At 55.2% G+C, this 19596-nt stretch carries 18 protein-coding genes; all 18 read left to right on the top strand.

All coding sequences use genetic code 11. The features are described from left to right. Positions 1-5: 5 nt before the first annotated feature. The 18 genes from smc (at position 6) to ACZ5BI_RS02620 (ending at position 19582) form a co-directional block, all read left to right on the top strand. Positions 6-3680 (top strand): chromosome segregation protein SMC, encoded by a 3675-nt coding sequence (smc, locus tag ACZ5BI_RS02535; RefSeq protein ID WP_464896569.1) that lies wholly within the window; start codon positions 6-8, stop codon positions 3678-3680. Positions 3681-3763: 83 nt separating this feature from the next. After that, positions 3764-4540: a hypothetical protein gene (locus ACZ5BI_RS02540; protein WP_464896570.1), complete on the top strand. Its 777-nt coding sequence runs from the start codon at positions 3764-3766 to the stop codon at positions 4538-4540. A gap of 88 nt (positions 4541-4628) precedes the next feature. Then, positions 4629-5954: a signal recognition particle-docking protein FtsY gene (gene ftsY, locus ACZ5BI_RS02545; protein ID WP_316098737.1), complete on the top strand. Its 1326-nt coding sequence runs from the start codon at positions 4629-4631 to the stop codon at positions 5952-5954. A 36-nt stretch (positions 5955-5990) separates the two neighbouring features. Continuing rightward, a complete protein-coding gene (ffh, locus tag ACZ5BI_RS02550; protein WP_464896571.1) occupies positions 5991-7577 on the top strand; it encodes a signal recognition particle protein in 1587 nt (528 codons plus the stop codon). Continuing rightward, a complete protein-coding gene (locus ACZ5BI_RS02555) occupies positions 7574-8692 on the top strand; it encodes an amidohydrolase family protein (protein WP_464896572.1) in 1119 nt (372 codons plus the stop codon). The genes ffh and ACZ5BI_RS02555 overlap by 4 nt, the downstream gene beginning before the upstream one ends. Before the next feature lie 34 nt (positions 8693-8726). Next, positions 8727-9770 (top strand): inositol monophosphatase family protein, encoded by a 1044-nt coding sequence (locus ACZ5BI_RS02560; protein ID WP_464896573.1) that lies wholly within the window; start codon positions 8727-8729, stop codon positions 9768-9770. 289 nt (positions 9771-10059) lie between these two features. Further along, entirely contained in the window at positions 10060-10551 is a 492-nt protein-coding gene (rpsP, locus tag ACZ5BI_RS02565; RefSeq protein WP_278611291.1) for a 30S ribosomal protein S16, read from the top strand. Between the two features lie 2 nt (positions 10552-10553). Then, positions 10554-10802 carry an RNA-binding protein gene (locus tag ACZ5BI_RS02570; protein WP_022864074.1) on the top strand — a complete coding sequence of 83 codons (249 nt, stop codon included), beginning with the start codon at positions 10554-10556 and terminating at the stop codon, positions 10800-10802. Positions 10803-10892: 90 nt separating this feature from the next. Further along, positions 10893-11378, top strand: coding sequence for a ribosome maturation factor RimM (gene rimM, locus ACZ5BI_RS02575; RefSeq protein ID WP_464896574.1), 486 nt, complete (start codon positions 10893-10895; stop codon positions 11376-11378). Positions 11379-11398: 20 nt separating this feature from the next. After that, positions 11399-12790, top strand: coding sequence for a tRNA (guanosine(37)-N1)-methyltransferase TrmD (trmD, locus tag ACZ5BI_RS02580; RefSeq protein ID WP_464896575.1), 1392 nt, complete (start codon positions 11399-11401; stop codon positions 12788-12790). A gap of 135 nt (positions 12791-12925) precedes the next feature. After that, the gene (gene rplS, locus ACZ5BI_RS02585; protein ID WP_024059207.1) at positions 12926-13276 is read left to right on the top strand and encodes a 50S ribosomal protein L19; all 351 of its coding nucleotides are present in this window, start codon (positions 12926-12928) and stop codon (positions 13274-13276) included. A gap of 94 nt (positions 13277-13370) precedes the next feature. After that, positions 13371-14123, top strand: coding sequence for a signal peptidase I (gene lepB, locus ACZ5BI_RS02590; protein WP_024059206.1), 753 nt, complete (start codon positions 13371-13373; stop codon positions 14121-14123). Between the two features lies 1 nt (position 14124). After that, positions 14125-14964, top strand: a complete 840-nt coding sequence (locus tag ACZ5BI_RS02595) for a ribonuclease HII (protein ID WP_464896576.1) — start codon at positions 14125-14127, stop codon at positions 14962-14964. Then, a complete protein-coding gene (locus ACZ5BI_RS02600) occupies positions 14961-15266 on the top strand; it encodes a DUF2469 domain-containing protein (protein WP_024059204.1) in 306 nt (101 codons plus the stop codon). Before ACZ5BI_RS02595 ends, ACZ5BI_RS02600 begins: the two co-directional genes overlap by 4 nt. 108 nt (positions 15267-15374) lie before the next feature. Next, positions 15375-15938: a redoxin domain-containing protein gene (locus ACZ5BI_RS02605; protein WP_024059203.1), complete on the top strand. Its 564-nt coding sequence runs from the start codon at positions 15375-15377 to the stop codon at positions 15936-15938. A 2-nt stretch (positions 15939-15940) separates the two neighbouring features. Continuing rightward, positions 15941-17497, top strand: a complete 1557-nt coding sequence (gene ahpF, locus ACZ5BI_RS02610; RefSeq protein WP_464896577.1) for an alkyl hydroperoxide reductase subunit F — start codon at positions 15941-15943, stop codon at positions 17495-17497. Positions 17498-17658: 161 nt separating this feature from the next. Then, positions 17659-18027 carry a YraN family protein gene (locus ACZ5BI_RS02615; protein WP_464896578.1) on the top strand — a complete coding sequence of 123 codons (369 nt, stop codon included), beginning with the start codon at positions 17659-17661 and terminating at the stop codon, positions 18025-18027. Position 18028: 1 nt separating this feature from the next. After that, the gene (locus tag ACZ5BI_RS02620) at positions 18029-19582 is read left to right on the top strand and encodes a YifB family Mg chelatase-like AAA ATPase (protein ID WP_464896579.1); all 1554 of its coding nucleotides are present in this window, start codon (positions 18029-18031) and stop codon (positions 19580-19582) included. The last annotated feature ends 14 nt before the right edge of the window (positions 19583-19596 follow it).

Genomic DNA, 19596 nt, shown 5'->3' on the forward strand with positions numbered 1-19596 from the left:
GATAGATGTATGTAAAGTCGTTGACGCTGCGCGGATTTAAATCTTTCGCCAGCGCCACCACTTTGCAGTTCACTCCGGGAATCATTTGCGTAGTCGGCCCCAACGGTTCCGGCAAATCTAATATTGTAGATGCCCTCGCCTGGGTGATGGGCGAGCAAGGTGCCAAGAATCTGCGTGGCGGATCCATGGCGGATGTTATTTTTGCGGGCACCAGTTCCCGCGCATCCCTAGGGCGGGCAGAAGTGGCACTCACCATTGATAACACCAATGGGGAACTGCCGATAGATTATTCGGAAGTTACTATTTCCCGCACCTTGTTTCGCCAGGGCGGCTCCGAGTACGCGATTAACGGCACTGCCTGCCGGTTGTTAGATATCCAAGAGCTGCTATCTGATACCGGTATGGGACGCAATATGCACGTGATTATCGGGCAGGGCAAACTCGACCAGGTTCTATCGGCGGATCCCTCTCAGCGGCGGGCTTTGATTGAAGAGGCTGCGGGGGTACTCAAACACCAGCGGCGTAAGGAACGGGCACTACGTAAACTTGAGGGTTTGGAAGACAAGCTTTCTAGGCTTTCGGATTTAACGCAAGAGATCCAAAAACAACTCGGGCCATTAGCTCGGCAAGCGAAAACTGCCCGGCGAGCCGCGGTTTTACAGGCACAGGCACGCGACGCCGGATGCCGGATCCTGGCTGATGATCTGCAGCAGCTGCGCTCGCAGCTGGCTCGCTACCAGGAAAGCGAGCAAACTCTGACGCTCCAGCGCGAAGAATTAGCTGGAAATCTAGCAAAACAGCGCGAAAAACTAGAACAACTAAACGCAGATGCGCAGCAAAGTGATTTAGCAGGGCGAGCAGCGAACCTGTGGCAGCAACTGACCACCCTGACCGAACGCCTACGGGCATTGGGAGCGCTAGCTGAGGAACGAGCCGCTTCCCTGGCAAAACCAGAACCGGTTCCCTCTGGACCTAGCGTGGCAGAGCGTCAAAAACATTTAGCGCGGCTGCAAAGCGAATTGGCCGCTAAAGATGAGGAAGCTTTGGCGCGGCGCAAACAGGGTGATGCGGCGCAGGCGGCGCGGGAAGAAACTACCCGAAAAGTTGGGGAGCTAACCCGCATCACTCAGGAATTACGGCAGGAAGCACAGCAGAAAACCCAAAAGAGTGCCCGCCTGGAACGCGAATTAGAAACCGCTAAAGCCCGTTTAGAAGCGGCGACCTCGCGGCTTATAAGGGCGGAAAAGGCAGCGGAGGCGGCGCGGGAAAAACTGTCGGCGGCGCGGGCAGAACAAGAGGCTCACCGCGAGGACACGGTGGTAGAAGGGGCAGATGCAGCTAGCCGATATCGCGAGTTGGCGCAGGCAGAAGAAGCGGTGCGCAGCCAACTGGAAAAAGCGCGTGACCAACTGCGGGAAAGCGAAGCTAAAGCGGTGGCGGCAGCCGAAAGTGAAACTAGTCTCCGTCAAGTCTTGACGGCCTCTTCTAGCCAAGCGCAAAATGCTTTTGCCCAGGCGGCTCAGCCGCAAGGCGAGCTAGCCTCGTTGATTAGTGTTTCTGATCGCTGGGAAAAGGCAATTGCGGCCTTACTGGGAACAAGCGGCGCCGCCCTAGTAGTGGAGGCTTCTCAAGTAGACGCCGGATTGGGAGCCGTAAAAGACAGCACCGGGATTGTGAGCTGGGTACTAGAAGATGGGGGGATCCAAGAGCGGATCCCTGTTGGCCAGGGGCAAAGCGTGGAAATAACGGGCGTGATACCCGCCTTGGCGGCAGTGGAAGCGCCGCGCGCTCTGCATCCGGCGTTAAAAGTAATCCTGGCAGATAGCTATTTGGCACCGGATTTAGCGGCGGCGCGCGCCCTGCTGGGAAAGCTCCCTCAGGCGCGGGTGGGGATAACAGATGGCACAGTTATCAGTGCGTATTTAGGAAGCACCGGCAGTGGCGGGGTTAACCGCATCCAGGTCGAGCGCCAGCTCCGTCTCGCGCGTCAGGCTGCTGCGCACGCCCGCGAACAAACGGAGGAAGCCCGCGCGCAGGTACAGGCGAGCACCCAACAGCTTTCACAAGCGGCGGCAGCTAGCGCCCAGGCATTGAAAACCCTGCGGGCAGCTGATGCTCAGGCAGCTGCACACGCCCAAAAACGGGCGCTTCGGGAAGCGGCAGTCAGGGGAGCCGAGAGTGAAGCTCAACGGTCTGCCAGTGAAGTCGAGCAAGCACAGGCGGATGTGGATACCTGCGCTCAAAAGGTTGCGGTTGCCGAAAAAGCCTGCAGTGACTTTGCTGGTAGTGAAGATTTAGCTCCTTTACAGGAAGCAGAGCAGGATTTAGAACAGGCGCGCGCCGCAGATTTGGCGGCACGGGAAAAAGAGGCAGAAACCCATTTGGCTTTGGCGGCAGCCACCCAGATCACCACTAATTTGCGGGAACGCTTCCAGGGAGAGGTTAAATCTTTGGAGCGTTTTCAGTTGCGCCTGGCTGCCGCCAAGCAACGGGAAATTAAACACGCCCAAGATGCGCAAAGGATGTTGCAGGTAGCCTCTTGGTGTGAGATTTTTGCCCGCCAGGGAGCGCAGGTGGCACAAGTGGCGAAAACTTGGCGGGAGAGCGCAGATGCCGCCCGCGAAGCGTCCTCGGCGGCAGCGCAGCAGTTACGCACGGAAATTGATCGCTTGAATAAAGAACTAACTGAATTAAACGATCTTTCCCGCCGCGATGAGGTGGCAGCGGCAGAGTATCGAGTGCGCGCGGAACAACTAACCCAGCAAGCCCAAGAACGCTATGCCTTGTCTGAGGAAGAGTTGATCGCTAGCTTCGGTCCCCAGCAGCTGGTTCCCGACCCGGATTTGCTGGCGCGCAAAGCAGCCAATGCGCAAGAAACAGTCGCCACTGCCTCACAAACAGAGGAAGCGGAACGAGGTGAAAACGAGGGCGAGGAGGCGCCAAGCACCGACACGGAGCAGAGGGAGACGGAGCAAGGCCGCGAAAGTTCCCTCGAGCAAAATGAGGGACTTTGGCGTCCCTATGATCGCGCCGAGCAGAGCACGTTGCTAGAAAAAGCTAATCGCGCGATCTCGCGGCTGGGAAAAGTAAATCCCTTGGCACTGGAGGAACACAGCGCCCTCGAAAAACGTTTCGAGTTCTTAATGGGACAGCTCAAAGATCTGCGTACCTCCAAAGCTGACTTGCTGGTAGTGGTACGGGAAGTTGATAACCGGGTAAAAGAAGCCTTTGAGCAGGCATTTACGGATATTTCCCGAGAATTTACCGAGGTATTTGCGCGGCTGTTCCCCGGCGGAACCGGTTCGCTGAAGCTAACTGATAGTAGCGATATGCTCACTACCGGAGTAGAAGTTAACGCCCGACCGGCCGGAAAGAATGTGCAGCGCCTGTCGCTGCTTTCCGGCGGGGAACGTTCCCTGGCGGCGCTGGCATTTTTAATCGCGATTTTCAAGGCGCGCCCTTCGCCCTTCTATATTTTGGATGAGGTAGAAGCCGCCCTCGATGATTTGAATCTGTCGCGGATGTTGGAACTGTTTAAACAGCTGCGAGAAGTTAGCCAAATGATCATCATTACGCACCAGAAACGGACGATGGAAGTGGCGGATGTACTCTACGGGGTTACTATGCGCGATGGGATTTCCCGGGTGATTTCCCAACGGGTAGCGCCAGGAGATAGCTAAAATCACACCCAAATCTGGTAACAGTTTGGTATCGGTCAAGAGCTAAGATCGGTAAATTCTTTAACTCTGGGCATAATAGAAACGTGACTGAACCGTTGATCTTGCTATTCGTAGGCATTGGCATCGCTGTGTTGATCGGAGTGCTGGTGGTAGCGGTAATGGTTCGTACCCGTCGCCCCGGTGGGGGGATTCGCAATTGGATACGCGAGTCCGCCGACTCCTGGCAAGAAAACGACTATCGCTCCCGGGGTGAACATAACGGGGAGCGGGTTCGCTTAGATACTTTATTAGCCGAGGCTTCCCCCGGTGATTCGGCAAATCCCCTCGCCGAAGTCGAGAGTTTACGCACTGCCGCCGAGCAAATGTGGGGAGAAGAAGTGGGCGCGATTCGCGCGCGCCGCGCAGAGAGGGAATCCTCGCGGGCAAATGGAGCGGCGAACTTACCGGCAGCTGACGAGGGGTCTACCGGGCAGCTACCTCCCACTTTCACTCCCGCGCGGCGGCGTCGCCTCCCTAAAAATGTAGAGGTTTCGGTTACGAAAGATCCCGAAGACGCCACCAGTTATCTCCCGGTAGTTCCTAGTGGGAAATCAGTAATCTCGCCCGTTGTAACTAGCCAGAAAGCGGAGTCAGCGGCGGATAATCAAGCTTCGGAGAGCGCAAATTCGGAGCCGGAAGACTTTGGGCAGGAAAGCTTTGAGCCAGAAAGCTCCGAGCCGGCCAAACCTATACGTCGCTGGGCACGCCAGTTTACTCCGGATCCTGCGGAAAGTGAGACCCCCGAGGACGAAAATGATCTACCCCCAGAGGACAGCTTCCAGGTAGATAAGATTACTTGGCAGCGAGTACACGCAGAATAAATACTGATCTACCTGCCTAAATAGCAAGCTTAGACTTTAGAATCCAAGCTAATATGACCTAAGCGCCCCGATAGGTGACAATAGAGGCATGGATTTTCTATTTTCACCCCTCGGGATTGTGCTTGTACTTCTAGTTCTGGCATTAGTAGGAACTGGCGGCGCGCTGGCAGCGCGCTCGGCGAAAGCTAAAAAGCAGCTAGAGACCTCCAAAGCCAAACAACTGGAAGCTACTGCGAGTGAAACTGGTGAGAAGGAAGCGGTAACCGCCACCGCAGAGCCGGAAAGCGAAGGAGCTGACCAGGTTGAAGAACCTGCAGTTACCGCTGACGAGAGCGCGCAAACGCTTGCTGAAGAGGACGCGGTTGCGGAGCCTAAAACTACGGAGCCGGAATCACTAGCTGCGGAACCGAGCGAAGCTCCGGCTCTGGAGGAAGAAGCTCAGCCGGCCACTCAGGAAGAAGAAAGCGCTGAGGCCGTACTTGAAACCCCCGAACCCGCCCAAGGGCGGATGCAGCGACTGCGTTCCCGGCTAGCCAAATCCGGTTCCTTCGGCAAAATGCTGCTCGGGGTACTCGGTCGCGGAGACCTGAGCGCCGAGGATTGGGAAGAAATAGAAGATACCCTGCTAATGGCGGATTTGGGGATTGCCGCTACCGATGAACTGATGGAAGATTTGCGCACCCAGGCGAAAGTGCTGGGCACTTCCGATCCGGAGAAGATCCGGGAGATTTTGCGGGCAAAACTGATTGAACTGGTAAACCCGGATCTAGATCGCAGCCTAAATCTAGAGCAGGCGGATGGTACCAAGCCGGGGATCGTTCTCGCCGTAGGCGTAAATGGCACTGGGAAAACCACTACCGTGGGCAAGATTGCCCGCATTTTGGTGGCAGAAAACAAGTCAGTTGTGCTGGGAGCTGCCGATACTTTCCGGGCGGCCGCCGCTGACCAGCTAGAAACCTGGGGAAACCGGGTCGGGGTAGAAGTGGTGCGCTCCGATAAAGAGGGCGCCGACCCCGCCTCGGTAGCTTTTGACGCGGTCAAATATGGAAAGGAAAAAGGCCTGGATGTGGTGCTGGTAGATACTGCCGGACGTCTGCAAAACAAAGCCGGCTTGATGGACGAGTTAGGCAAGGTCAAACGGGTAATCGAAAAGAGCGCCCCCGTCACCGAAACTCTGCTGGTCCTAGATGCCACTACCGGGCAGAACGGTATGCAACAGGCGAAAGTGTTCTCCGAAGTGGTAGATGTCAGTGGGATTGTACTTACCAAGCTCGATGGAACGGCTCGGGGCGGAATCGTAGTTAGCGTACAGCGCGAACTATCTGTGCCGGTCAAGCTGGTGGGGTTGGGAGAAGGGCCAGATGATTTAGCGCCTTTCGTGCCCGAGGACTTCGTAGACGCGCTGCTGAAGTAAACTAGACGGCGAAACTATCTCCAGGAGGAAACCACTTTGTTCAATAGCCTGTCTGATCGCCTAGCCGATTCCTTTAAGCGTCTGCGCTCTAAAGGCCTGCTGACCGAGGCGGATGTTGACGCTACCGTCTCCGAGATTCGGCGTGCCCTATTAGAGGCTGACGTAGCGTTGCCGGTGGTACGCCAGTTCACCAAAGCGGTGCGGCAAAAAGCCTATGGGGCAGCGCGTTCGAAAGCACTCAATCCCGGCCAGCAGGTAGTCAAGATTGTTCACGAGGAACTGGTTGAGGTTCTGGGGGGCGAGACCCGTCAGCTCCATTATGCGAAACGCGGACCCTCCGTGTTTATGCTGGCCGGTCTACAAGGTGCCGGTAAAACCACTTTGGCGGGGAAACTCGGCAAGTGGCTGCGCGAAGAAGAAGGCAAACGCGTCCTCCTAGCTGCCTGTGACCTCCAGCGTCCCGGTGCGGTTACCCAGTTAAGTATCGTCGCCGAAAAGGCCGGGGTAGATATTCACGCTCCCGAATCCGGGGACGGGCAAGGCGATCCGGTCGAGGTAGCACGCTCGGGATTAAACCTGGCGATTACCGAAGGCTATGACGTAATCATTGTCGATACTGCGGGACGCCTGGGCGTTGACGAGGAAATGATGCGTCAGGCGCGTGATATCCGTGACGCCATTAACCCTCACGAAATCCTCTTCGTATTGGACTCAATGGTGGGGCAGGACGCGGTGCAAACCTCGATTGCCTTCCGTGACGGGGTGGGCTTTACCGGGGTAGTGCTCTCTAAACTTGATGGTGACGCTCGCGGCGGGGCGGCGCTATCGGTGCGCGGAGTAACCGGGCAACCGATTCTTTTTGCCTCTACCGGCGAAAACTTGGGTGATTTCGAGCGTTTCCATGCCGAAAGAATGGCCGGCCGTATCCTCGATATGGGCGATATGCTCACCCTGATTGAGCAAGCGCAAAAAACTTATGACCAAAAAGAGGCCGAGGCGCTGGCTCGCAAGATGCAAAAAGGCCAGTTCACCCTGACTGACTTTATGGCGCAGCTGCAACAGCTCCGCAAGATGGGGTCGATGAAGAAACTGATGGGAATGCTGCCCGGCATGAATCAGTACCGCGACCAATTGGATGCCTTCGATGAAAAAAGCATTGACCGGATCGAAGCCATCGTAAACTCTATGACCCCGGCAGAACGCGACGATTTGTCCTTGCTGAATGGTTCGCGCCGTGCCCGGATTGCGCGCGGTTCGGGCACCACGGTAACCGAGATTAACGGCCTGGTAGAGCGGTTTACGCAGGCTTCGAAAATGATGAAACGCATGTCCAATGGAGGCGGCATCCCCGGAATGCCCGCTATGCCCGGGATGCCGGGTGGCCGCGGAGGAGCTACCAAGAAGCAGCGGAAGGCAGGCAAGAAGAATCGCCGCAAGTTCGGCAACCCGGCGAAGCAAAAACAGTGGGAAGCCCAGCAAGCCGCCAAGAGCGAGGAAACGGCTCCGGCGCCCGCTGCCGGCAGCGCTTTCGGGATGGGAGCTGTCCAACCGGCCGCCCCGGCCGCTGCTCCCACTTTGGATGACTTGCCCGATGACTTGAAACGGATGTTGGGGCAGCGATGAAGCTGCTGAGCGGAAATTTTTATTACCGCGAGCAAGCTAGTAAGGCTCCCCGCTGGGTGCGGGGGCAGTTATCGATTACCGAGGACGGACACTTCGGGGCGTTTAGGGAAGATAACAGCACTGGTGGCGACTATTTTCTACCCGGATTTTGCGATGTGCATTGCCATATTGGGTTCGCGGCGGTAGGACAGATAGCTACCCCACAAGAAGCGTTAGCGCAGGCGCAGGCGGATCGTGACTGCGGAATCTTAGCGATTCGGGACTGCGGAAACCTGGAATATGCTCCCGGGATTTTGGGGAATCCTAAGCTACCTCCGATTATTCGCTGCGGACGCCATATCGCCCGTCCTAAACGTTATATGCGCTTGTTGCCGATAGAGGTAGAGGATCTGAGTGATTTACCGCAGGTGATGGCTAAGCAAGCAGAACACAGTGATGGCTGGGTAAAACTCGTAGCCGACTGGATTGACCGCTCAAAGGGTGCAGATTCTGATTTGGATCCCCTTTGGCCCACCGAAATCTTGAAAGAGGGGATCGCGGCCGCCCATCAGACGGGAGCGCGGGTAACGGCACACGCATTTTCCCATAAAGCGATCGCGGGACTGCTAGACGCCGGGATTGACTGTATCGAACATGGCAGTGGGATCGATGAAGAGCAGGCGCAAGAATGTGTCCGCCGTGGGATTCCAGTTACCCCCACTTTGCTGCAGGTAGAACTATTTAATCAGTTCGCAGCGCAGGCGGGTAAGAAATATCCAGTCTATGCGGCGACTATGCAGCAAATGTGGGAGCAGCGGCGCGAGCATTTTGCGATGCTGCACCAAAGTGGAGTGCAGCTGCTGCCCGGTACCGATTCCGGTGGTTATCAGCCGCATGGAGAGTTGAGGCGAGAACTCTCCCTGTGGGAACGCGGAGGGGTTTCCCCTCACCAGATTATTGATTTTGCTACCTGGCGCGCCCGCGACTATCTGGGGATTGGTGCCATTGAACCGGGGGCGCGTGCCGACTACCTGCGCTATTCCTCAAACCCTGCTGGCGACCTAGCGCGGGCAACTAAACCCGAAAAAGTGGCGTTACTCGGGCAAGAGTTTTCCCCCACAGTTGCGGTTAGCTAGGACTAACAGCCTAAAAAGGGTAATAATGGAAGTTATGAGCACTTCGGGAATGAGCCTTGACCACGCATTGATGATAATCTCGGGGGAGGGAGCACAACAGGTAGGGGTTTACCTGCGCAAAGCTTTTCGTGCCCCTCTGGAAGTGTTCCTAAAAGCTGGTATTCATGATCCCGTCACTATCCATGACCGCTACGTAGAATCCAGGCTGCAATATCTGCTGGGCAGCGCGGTTCCCTCTTCCCGGATCTTGGGGGAGGAAACCGGGGAGCACGTCCTCGATAAAGAAAAAGTGGCCGGCGCCGGGAGTTTAACTTTAGAGCAGGTACAGCGCGCTAGCCTGGATCAATCGCGTCGCCAGGGGGCGAAGCAGGTCCTGACCAACGAATTTGCTTGGGAACAAGCCCAGCCCTCCCAGCGTCAAGTGGCAGTGGGCGCCGCAGAACTCGCTCAGGCGGAAGAGACGGTCAAAAATCTGGGATCTCGGGTGCGCTGGATAGTTGATCCCATCGATGGGACTGCCAACTTCGCCGCCGGGATACCCTATTTCAACACTTCAATCGGGGTAGAACTGGACGGGAAACCGGTGGCCGGGGTGATTTATGTGCCTTATACACGCGAGCTTTTTATTGCCGACGCACATACGGCAACCCTCTACGAGGGGGAGCGCGCCACCCCGATGCGCGCAAAGAGTGCCCGGGTTGAAAATGAAGGAATCATTACCGGATATTTCCCCTTCCGCGATAAAGATCCTCAGCGAGTAGAAAAATCTTGGCAATTGGCCGGCAAGCTGGCTAACGCGTACGCGACAGTGCATTCTCCCGGTGCCGGAGCCTTAGATCTGGCGCATGTGGCGGCAGGACATACTGCGGTGGCTTTCGGAACCGCGATGCGTCCGTGGGATGTGGCTGCCGGGATCCACCTAGTGCGAGTAGCCGGGGGGCAGGTACATACCTATGAAACTGCCCGTAACCGGGAAGATCCGGAGCATTTGCGAGGCGCCTTTGTGGCCAGTGCCCGCGATCTTGATCCCCTCACGGCTCGGGCGGCGGTAGAACACTTCCTGCGTGCTTTTAAATGAGAGGGTTCCGACTGCGCCGAGGACGTGGCACCGGGGAAACAAATACTAGGGTCTTTTTACTAGGTTTTCTGCCTCCCAAAGCAAAACTGGTGTGAAACTGCTCAAAGATGCCTAATCGCCGGCTTTTAAAGTGGAAACTAGCAGCTAAATTCTGGCAGAATAGCTAGTTGTACCGGGCCAAGACACCCCCTCTCTGTGTGGCGGCCTTGTCTCGAGAGCTTGATCCAGGCCGAATCCCACCGGCTAGGGCGGGCACTCAACAGTCAATAGAACAGGAGAAACCACAAAAGTGGCAGTTCGTATTCGTTTAAAGCGTGTTGGTAAGATTCACTACCCGGTGTACCGGGTGGTAGTGGTGGATAGCCGCAAGAAGCGTGACGGTCGCGTAATTGAAGAGGTTGGACAGTACAACCCCAACGAAGAGCCGTCCTTTATTCAGGTCAAGTCTGACCGTATCCAGTACTGGCTGGGCGTAGGGGCACAGCCCTCGGACGCAGTTCGCCGGTTGCTGGTACTTTCGGGGGATATTGCCCGTTTCAACGGTAAAGAAAACGTTGAAAGCTGGATTAAGACCAAAGAAACTCTCACCGCCGACCAGGCTCGCGAAAAGAACGTGAAGGCCGCTGCGGACGAGGCGCAAAAGCGTAAAGCTAAAGTCAGCGAAGAAAAAGCTAAGGCTGAGGCAGAGGCGGCAGCTAAAGAGGCCGAGGACGCTAAAGCACAGGAAGCGGCAGAAACCGCAGAAGCTGAAGAAGCTGCTCCCGAGAGTGAGGAAGCCTAAACATGTTGGCGGATGCGCTAGAACATCTAGTTAGTGGAATTGTCGATCACCCGGACGATGTGCGGGTGGATGAACGCAATATGCGGCGCGGCAAACTGCTAGAAGTGCGGGTTAATCCGCAAGATCTCGGACGCGTAATCGGCCGGGGAGGTCGCACCGCGCGGGCACTGCGCAAAGTTATGGGTGCGTTGTCCACTCGCGGCCCGGTTCGGGTTGATGTAGTCGACACGGATCGTCGTTCGCGCCGGTAGAGACAGTTTTTAAAGGCGAGCCCCATGAAGATTCATGGGGCTCGCGTTTTATCTGCAGGTATATTCGGGGCTATATCTAAGGGAGAAAACATGGAAATGGTAAAAGTTGGGCAGGTAGGTCCGGCGCGCGGCCTTAAAGGAGAGGTACTAGTGCGTCCCTTTACCGACTATCCCGCCGAACGTTTCCAAGCGGGGGCAACCCTTACTACCGCCACCGGAGAAGAATGGACGGTGGCTTCCTATCGAGAAATAAAAAACCGCTGCTGCCTGACTTTTTCCCATATCACTACCCGGGAGAGCGCCGAGGATATTAGAGGTACCGAATTATTTGCCCCCGAAATCTCTCGCGAAGGGGAATACTCACCGGGGCAGCTAGAAGGATTAACGGTAATCAGTACCGAGGGCGAAACCCTGGGGGAGTGCACCGGTCTAGAAATCGGGGGATTCCAAGACCGCCTGCAGGTAACTACTGGTGCCGGCCAGCTAGTGGAAGTGCCCTTTGTGAAAGCCTTAGTCACCGGGATTGACCTGGAAAATCGGGTAATTACCGTGGATGCTCCGGAAGGGCTGTTCTAGAAGCGCGGAAAGGCAGCAAAATGCGGATAGATATTATTTCGATATTTCCCCAGTTCTTTGATTGCTTAGATGTTTCTCTCATGGGCAAAGCCCGCTCCAGCGGGGTTTTACAAACCCAGGTTTGGGATTTGCGAGACTGGACCGAAGATGTCCATCGCAGCGTGGACCGCGCCCCCGCGGGCGGGGGCGCGGGGATGGTAATGAAACCCGATGTGTGGGGCAAAGCCATCGACCAGGTAATTGACCAGGCGGGTGCCGCTAAAACGGTGCTGGCGATTCCTACTCCTGCAGGAATTCCGCTGACCCAACGACAGGTACGGGACTTAGCAGAAAACACAGAGCATCTGGTGGTGGCCTGCGGGCGCTATGAAGGTATCGACCAGCGAGTCAGCCAGTACTACCAGCAGCTACCGGACGTAAAGGTGCTACCTTTTTCTCTGGGTGACTATGTGCTAAACGGCGGGGAAGTCGCCGCCGTTGCCCTGGTAGAAGCTACCTGCCGCCTCCTGGATGGCTTCGTGGGCAATCCCAGTTCTTTGGTGGAAGAATCCTATGAACTGTCTGGCTTGTTAGAGTATCCTGCCTATACGCAGCCGGCTACTTGGCGCGGTCTCGATATTCCTGCAGTTTTGCTCAGCGGGAATCACCAGAAAGTAAATAATTGGCGCCGCCAGCAGTCCCTAATGTTAACTGCCCAGCGGCGTCCCGATTTAATCTGGGAGCTAACGCCCGACGCCCTCGGAAAATCTGATCGCGAAATCCTCGCTGCTAGCGGATTCCTGCCTGCCCCCTATCGCCAGCGGGTACGTTTTCGCCGGGCGCAACCGGGAGAGGCTGCCACCTGTTCGACGCTAGCTTCGCGGCTATTCCCGCAGGCCTGCCCGGATTATTTACCCGCAGATGCCATTAGCCGCTTTGTAGAAGAAGAACTAAATGAGGCGGCGTTTAAAGCCTATCTAGCTGATCCGGGTACTGTAATTATCTTGGCGGAAGTAGCTCCCGCTGCCTCGCAAGAGGAAACCCCTTGGGAAGCTGCCGGCTACACCCTAACCCAGGTGGGAGACCCCGGCTTTGTGCCACCCGAAGAAAACCTGGTGAAAGCAGTAGGTGAAAACTGTGCCTACCTGTCTAAATGCTATCTCGATAGCCAGTGGCAAGGCTCGGGGCTGGCGGGCGCCATGATCGAAGTAACCCACGCATACCTACAAGAGCGCTTCCCGCATCTAACCAAGATTGGTTTAGGGACTAACCAGTCAAACCGGCGAGCCTTAAAGTTCTACCGCCACCACGGATACCGCAAATGCGGGCGCCGCACCTTCCTAGTGGGGGGAATCGAAACCCGAGATGTCATAGCGGTTAGGGATTTCACAACCCGCCAAGTTCCGTCTTGGGCACAAAACGTGGCACAATAAGCAAGGTTGCATAAGTAGGCTGCGAAACCTGCCGCAGGGGGCCGCAAATGCCGCTTGGCAATGCTAGATACGCCGGCTAGACCGGCCCGATAGCTGACGTTACCTGCGGAACGAAAGCAATATGAGGAAACTACATTGAATATCATCGATGAGATTAACCAGAAGAGCCAGCGCTCGGATCTACCTGATTTTCGCGCCGGAGACACCGTAAAAGTAAACGTGCGGGTCACCGAAGGTGGAAACACTCGTATTCAGGTATTCCAGGGGGTAGTAATTGCCCGCCACGGTAAGAACCAGCCGAACGCTACTTTCACCGTGCGGAAAGTTAGTTTCGGGATCGGGGTAGAACGTACCTTCCCGGTAAACTCGCCGACTATCGAATCTTTAGAGGTAGTAACCCGCGGTGATGTACGGCGTGCTAAACTCTACTACCTGCGTGAACGTCACGGGAAAGCGGCTCGCATTAAAGAGCGTCGCGACTCCTAATAACGCTAATTAGTAATCGGCTCTGCTTGTAGGCAGAGCCGATTTGCTATATATGGCATGATGGAAATGTTGATTGACGGCGGGAGATAAACGGATGAAAGATGCGCGAGAGTCAAACGATTTAGGGATGTCGGGAACAGATTCCCCCGCCCCAAAAAGTGGCCGGCGCGCGCGTAAAACCCCCTCCAAATGGTGGTTGGTGCTGCGAGAGACCCTAATGATGGTGTTCGTGGCATTAGCTATCTCCGCGATAATCAAAGCTTTCTTACTGCAAGCCTTCCAGATTCCGTCCTCTTCGATGGAACAAACCCTGCAAATCAATGACCGCATTATCGTTTCCAAACTAGTGCCTGACTACCGGCAACTTAACCGCGGGGACGTAATCGTTTTCCAAGATGACGATAACTGGCTGAAACGGAATGCGGACACCCCGAGTCCCTCTCTGCCAGGGAAAATACTGATTTGGGTAGGTCTGCGTCCCGACGACTCCCAAAACCACCTCGTTAAACGGATCGTAGGCCTGCCCGGGGATAGAGTGCAATGCTGCGACACCAATGGGCGCTTGAAAGTTAACGGAGTTAGCGTAGACGAAAGCGGGTATATCAACCCTGGCAGCGCCCCCTCATTAATCAAATTCGATGTTACTGTCCCGGCCGGAAAACTTTGGGTGATGGGCGATAACCGTTCCAATTCAGAGGATTCGCGTTTCCATATGAAGGAACCCTCCCAGGGGTTCGTTTCCCTGGATCAAGTCACCGGACGGGCATTTGCCATTATGTGGCCGCTAAACCACCTGTCGACGATCAAAAATACCGATGCCTTCGCGGCAGTTCCGCCCGCTCCCTAAAATGGCAACCATACCTTCCCGCGACCTGGAATTATCTCTGCTGAAAGACGCTGAGAACCGCTATGGGGCGGGCTCAGTTCTACCAGGTTCTGCTGCTAAAGTCCCTCCCTTACAAATGCGTTGTGTTGGCGGTATTGACGAGGTCGGCCGCGGAGCAATCGCCGGCCCACTCGCGGTAGGGGTAGCAGTCATCGATGGTACCGAAGGAGAGCCGCCTGCCGGTTTAACCGACTCAAAACAGTTAACGCCCCGGCGGCGAGAAGCCATGTTTGACGAGCTTTCTGCCTGGCCAGCAGCCTGGGCAGTCGGAATGGCCAGCGCCGAGGAAATCGATAAAGAAGGACTAACCCCCGCTCTGAGGCTAGCCGCCTTTCGCGCCTTAGAAGCTCTGGGGGAACAGGGCTTTTCTCCGCGACTGTTGCTTTTAGATGGCAGTTTTGACTATCTGTCCGCTCCCACAGATTTATTTGCGGACGCTAATGCGGATCAGTCGGCATCGGCGGTAAGCGCGTCCTCACAAGCAGAAATCCCGCGGGAAGTTACCACCGTGGTGAAAGGTGATGGTAAATCGGTAGTTATCGCCGCCGCCTCCGTGCTAGCAAAAGTGACTAGAGATAGACTAATGAGCGACCTATCCGATCCCGGATATGGTTGGGCAAAAAACAAGGGCTATGCGTCCGCGCAACATCTGCAGGCAATCGCGCAATTGGGACTTGATTCGTCTCATCGTCTCAGTTGGCATTTGCAGGGGGTATCCTCCGCAGCTTTCGCTAGAGCCTGGCGGATCCGCCGGGAAAAACGGGTGCAGCCTCCGCTAGTATTCAGCACGCAGAAGGGATGACATTGGGCATTGAAGATCTAGAGGCGTACGAGAATCATCAGGAACTTGCCCTGTTTCGCGAATACCGTGACGTGGTTTCCATTTTCAAATACGTAGTGGAAACCGACCGCCGTTTCTACCTGGCCAACCAGGTAGATGTGCAGATGCACAGCAATGGTGGGGACGTTTTCTTCGAGGTAACTTTGCAAGATGCCTGGGTGTGGGATATTTATCGTCCTTCCCGCTTTGTTAATCGGGTGAAGGTTTACTCTTTCAAAGATATTAACGTTGAAAAGCTGCCCGAATCGGAAATAACTATCTAAAATCCTCTTCGGCTTTCGGCATTTACCAAACCGGGGTAGCAGCTGGCTGTTACCATATAAGAGAACTACTAGACAGCTAATGATGGTTAAAGGCGAAAGAGGCTGACAGTGTCCAAGATTAATGCTGTAGCGCCGGACTGGTCCGGGATAGCGTTCTACAATGATTCCTTTGTCGATGTATCCAGTGAAGATTATCGTGATAAATGGGCGATTGTTTTCTTCTATCCGGCAGATTTTTCCTATGTTTGCCCCACTGAACTAGAGGATCTGGCAGACAATTACGCTCAGCTACAACGGATGGGGGTGGAGGTCTACTCGGTTTCTACCGATAAGCATCATTCCCATAAAGCTTGGCATAACAGCTCAAAACGGATTCAAAAGATTTCTTTCCCCATGGTGGCTGATCCTACTGGCAAGATTTCTCGGGGTTTTGGAGCTTTAGATGAAGAGTCTGGGTGTGCCTATCGTTGTACTTTCTTGATTGACCCCAGCGGGATTATTCAATACGTAGAGACTACCTCCGACGCAGTCGGGCGTAGCGCGGGAGAACTACTGCGGAAAGTGCGGGCGGCGCAGTATATTTACGATCACCCCGATGAAGTATGCCCCGCTAATTGGGATTTGGGTGAAAGTACCATCACCCCGACTTTTGATCTGTCCGGGAAGCTATAAACATGTTAGAAGAAAAGATACTTGATCAGGTAAAACAAGTTATCGGGTTGATTAAATACCCGATTGAACTGGCTACCTCGCTGGACTACAGTGAACAATCCAAGCAGACTTCCGAAATCTTGCACCAGATTGCGGGATTATCGGATCTAATCCAGGTCAAATGGGAAGAGAATCCGCGCAAACCTTCCTTTGCCATCCGGCGCGTGGATTCCGATATCAGTGTACGATTTGCGGGGGTGCCGACCGGAACCGAGTTCAACAGCTTTGTGTTAGCGCTGCTACAGGTAGGCGGGCATCCGGTAAAAGCAGATGCGGATATTATTGCCGCGGTTAAAGAGATCGACGAGCCCACCGAGTTCATCACCTATGTTTCGCTTTCCTGCATGAACTGTCCAGATGTGGTACAGGCCTTAAATGCGATGGCGGTGCTTAATCCCCTGATTAAACACACCACTGTCGATGGCGGGACTTTCTGGGAAGAATTCGAACATCACCATCTGCAGTCAGTGCCCACAGTGATAAAAGATGGGGAAGTATTCCTGCAGGGCAGGGTAACCCTCGAGCAGATTGTGTCCAAGATTGGGCGGGGAATGACCGGGCTGCGACTCAAACGCTTGAATGCCCTGGAGCCCTTCGATGTGCTCGTAGTCGGGGGCGGGCCTGGGGGGACTGCCGCGGCAGTTTATGCGGCGCGCAAACAGTTGCGAGTCGGGATGGTGGCTGACCGGATTGGCGGTCAAGTCCTAGAGAGCGGGCAGATCGAGAATCTTATTACTCTCGAGCGCGTTCAACCGGAAGAGTTAGCGGGGACTTTCCAGGCTAACCTGCGTGATTACGCGGTGGATCAGATCAGTGGGATTCGGATAGAAAAAATCGGAGAGCGCGGCGAGGACGGCTTAATTCCAGTCACTACCGAGGGCGGGGCCCTGCTGCGGGCGCGCGCGGTAGTGATCAGCGTAGGAACCAATTTTAGACGCCTAGACATCCCCGGGGAAGAACAATACTTAAACCGCGGAGTCACTTTCTGTCCCCACTGTGATGCTCCGCTATTTGCTGATCGGAAAGTGGCGGTGATGGGAGGCGGAAACTCAGCGCTAGAAGCAGCGATTGACTTAGCTGCTCTAGCTCGGGAAGTTACCGTGATCGACCTAGCAGACCGGCTGAAAGCCGATAAGGTACTGGTCGATCGACTCCGGGGGCTTCCTAATACTAAAGTTATCCAATCTGCCAATGCCACCAGGGTTTTGGGGGATGGTCATCGCGTAACCGGCCTCGAATACCGTGACGCCGCGGGACAGACACAGCAATTGCAGTTGGATGGCATTTTTGTGCAGATCGGATCGATTCCTAACACCGATTGGTTGCAGGGAACTGTTGAGTTGGAAGATGGCTATATCACGGTAGATAACCGGGGCGCGACTTCGGCGCCGGGGATTTTCGCGGCTGGGGATTGTACTAATACCCCCCATAAGCAGATTGTGATTGCCTTGGGTGCCGGTGCTAATGCGGCATTGAGTGCTTTTGACTATCTGATACGCAGTCCGGAACAAGCAGAATAATTTAGGCTCCGATTTTAGTAGACGACAACCTAAGTACCTAACCGGAGGTGCTTGACCCTGACTCGGCAGGTGTGCTTGTCCACAGGCAAGGTAGTGATTGGTTTTCCTTGACCAGTAAATAAAAAGTTTAGTTCCCGGTTCTAGCGGGTAATCCTTAAGGAATGGGAACGAAAAACCGCGAAATCGGTGCGGCCGGGGAAGCGCTTGCCGTCCGCATGCTTAAAGACAGCGGATATCAAATAATCGAGCGCAACTGGCGGTGTCGCTTTGGGGAACTCGATATTATCTGCCGGGATCCTCAATCTACACGTCTAGTTTTTGCGGAAGTAAAAACCCGAACCACCCGGCAATATGGGGGTGCGAAACGGGGAATAGGGCGGGGAAAATATAGCCGCCTGCGCCAGTTAGTCAGCTTGTGGCTCAGCAGTCATCCCCAGGTGCGGTCAAGGGGTGGAGTGCGCATCGATATGATTGCGATCGATGCTTCCGGAGGAAAAGTGCCGGTAGTTACCCACTGTCAGGGGATTTAAAATGCCACAAATCGGAACTTGCTTTGCCCTAGGCATGGTGGGATTAAGTGGCCACCTGATTAAAGTAGAGGCGCACCACACCCAAGGTTTACCGGCTTTTGCGCTGGTAGGATTGCCGGATGCTTCACTTAGAGAATCCCGCTCCCGGGTGGAGGCCGCGATCGCTTCTACGGGTCTGCGCTTCGAACCCACCCGGTTAACGGTTAATCTTTCACCCGCGGAATTACCTAAGACTGGCTCCGGTTTCGATTTACCGATTGCACTGGCAGTAGTGGCTTCGCGCTATGCCGGGGTACAAAAACGCGCAGCTGGAATGGTGTTTTGCGGGGAGCTGGGCCTGGATGGACGGGTCTATCGGGTAAAAGGAATCTTGCCGCAGGTTTTGGCGGCACGCCGCGCGGGCTTCAACAAAGTAATGGTGGCCTCCGAGGCGGTCGCAGAGGCATCCCTGATTGAAGGAATAGAGATTATCGGAGTATCGCACCTGGTAGAGGCGCTACATTATTTGGGTATGCGCAAAATGAAGGCGCGGGTCGCACAAATTAGAGCCACAACAGCGCCAGCGCGGCCGAATCTGTATCCAGAGGCAATCCCAGATGATCCCCCAGACTTACAGGAGGTACGGGGAGCTTTTCTTGCTCGAAAAGCATTAGAGATTGCGGCCGCCGGGGGTCACCACCTGAGTTTTATTGGGGTTCCCGGGGCTGGTAAAACCATGTTGGCGCGTTGCCTACCGGGGATATTACCGTCCCTTGATGATGAAGAAGCTCTGGAGGTAACTTCTATTCACTCCTTAGCTGGTACTTTCATACCTGCTCAGGGACTGATGCGTTGTCCGCCCTTTATCGCCCCGCATCATTCTGCCACCTTGCCAGCGCTAATCGGTGGAGGTAGCGGCATTGCCGCGCCGGGTGCGATTTCCTTAGCGCATCGCGGCGTCCTCTTCCTTGATGAAGCTCCTGAGTTTCAATCCCGCAGTTTAGATGCTTTAAGGCAACCTCTAGAAACTGCAAAGATCACGGTGCATCGCTCCCGAGCAGTAACCAGTTTTCCGGCTGCTTTCCAGTTGGTGATTGCGGCAAATCCGTGTCCTTGCGGAATGTGGGGACAGCTAGGGGAAGAGTGTAAATGTACCCCCTATCAGCGAGTACGCTATTTAGCCAAGCTTTCTGGGCCCCTTATGGATCGCATCGACCTGCAGTGCCGGGTAGAGCGCCCCAAGATCACCGATTTAACCACTATCGAGGTTCCAGAAAGCAGCAAAGTAGTCCGCGAGCGGGTATTAGCTGCCCGCCAGCGCGCGCAGCGGCGTTGGAAAGAGCAAGGAGTCGCCCTTAATGCGCGGGTTCCGAGCCGAGTTTTGAAGCACACGCTCGATGCGGACACGAAAGAACGTTTAGATCGGCTGGTGGGGTCGGGGCGGATCTCTATGCGGGGAGCTGACCGGATTTGCCGAGTAGCCTGGACGGTTGCTGATTTACGAGGACGCGATAAACCCAGCCGAGAAGATTTTGGTTTGGCGTATTCACTTAGGAATTCACAGCGCCCCAACTAGCGGGATCGAATCGT

The organism is Varibaculum sp. GTC20041 (assembly GCF_055387755.1).

What these genes read in the sequence shown, in the direction of transcription:
- ACZ5BI_RS02595 (WP_464896576.1), top strand. Translation starts at nt 14,125, where the DNA reads ATGGCAACCATACCTTCCCGCGACCTGGAATTATCTCTGCTGAAAGAC.
- rimM (WP_464896574.1), top strand. Translation starts at nt 10,893, where the DNA reads ATGGAAATGGTAAAAGTTGGGCAGGTAGGTCCGGCGCGCGGCCTTAAA.
- ACZ5BI_RS02620 (WP_464896579.1), top strand. Translation starts at nt 18,029, where the DNA reads ATGCCACAAATCGGAACTTGCTTTGCCCTAGGCATGGTGGGATTAAGT.
- ftsY (WP_316098737.1), top strand. Translation starts at nt 4,629, where the DNA reads ATGGATTTTCTATTTTCACCCCTCGGGATTGTGCTTGTACTTCTAGTT.
- smc (WP_464896569.1), top strand. Translation starts at nt 6, where the DNA reads ATGTATGTAAAGTCGTTGACGCTGCGCGGATTTAAATCTTTCGCCAGC.
- ACZ5BI_RS02570 (WP_022864074.1), top strand. Translation starts at nt 10,554, where the DNA reads ATGTTGGCGGATGCGCTAGAACATCTAGTTAGTGGAATTGTCGATCAC.
- ahpF (WP_464896577.1), top strand. Translation starts at nt 15,941, where the DNA reads ATGTTAGAAGAAAAGATACTTGATCAGGTAAAACAAGTTATCGGGTTG.
- ACZ5BI_RS02615 (WP_464896578.1), top strand. Translation starts at nt 17,659, where the DNA reads ATGGGAACGAAAAACCGCGAAATCGGTGCGGCCGGGGAAGCGCTTGCC.
- ACZ5BI_RS02560 (WP_464896573.1), top strand. Translation starts at nt 8,727, where the DNA reads ATGAGCACTTCGGGAATGAGCCTTGACCACGCATTGATGATAATCTCG.
- ACZ5BI_RS02600 (WP_024059204.1), top strand. Translation starts at nt 14,961, where the DNA reads ATGACATTGGGCATTGAAGATCTAGAGGCGTACGAGAATCATCAGGAA.
- ACZ5BI_RS02555 (WP_464896572.1), top strand. Translation starts at nt 7,574, where the DNA reads ATGAAGCTGCTGAGCGGAAATTTTTATTACCGCGAGCAAGCTAGTAAG.
- lepB (WP_024059206.1), top strand. Translation starts at nt 13,371, where the DNA reads ATGAAAGATGCGCGAGAGTCAAACGATTTAGGGATGTCGGGAACAGAT.
- trmD (WP_464896575.1), top strand. Translation starts at nt 11,399, where the DNA reads ATGCGGATAGATATTATTTCGATATTTCCCCAGTTCTTTGATTGCTTA.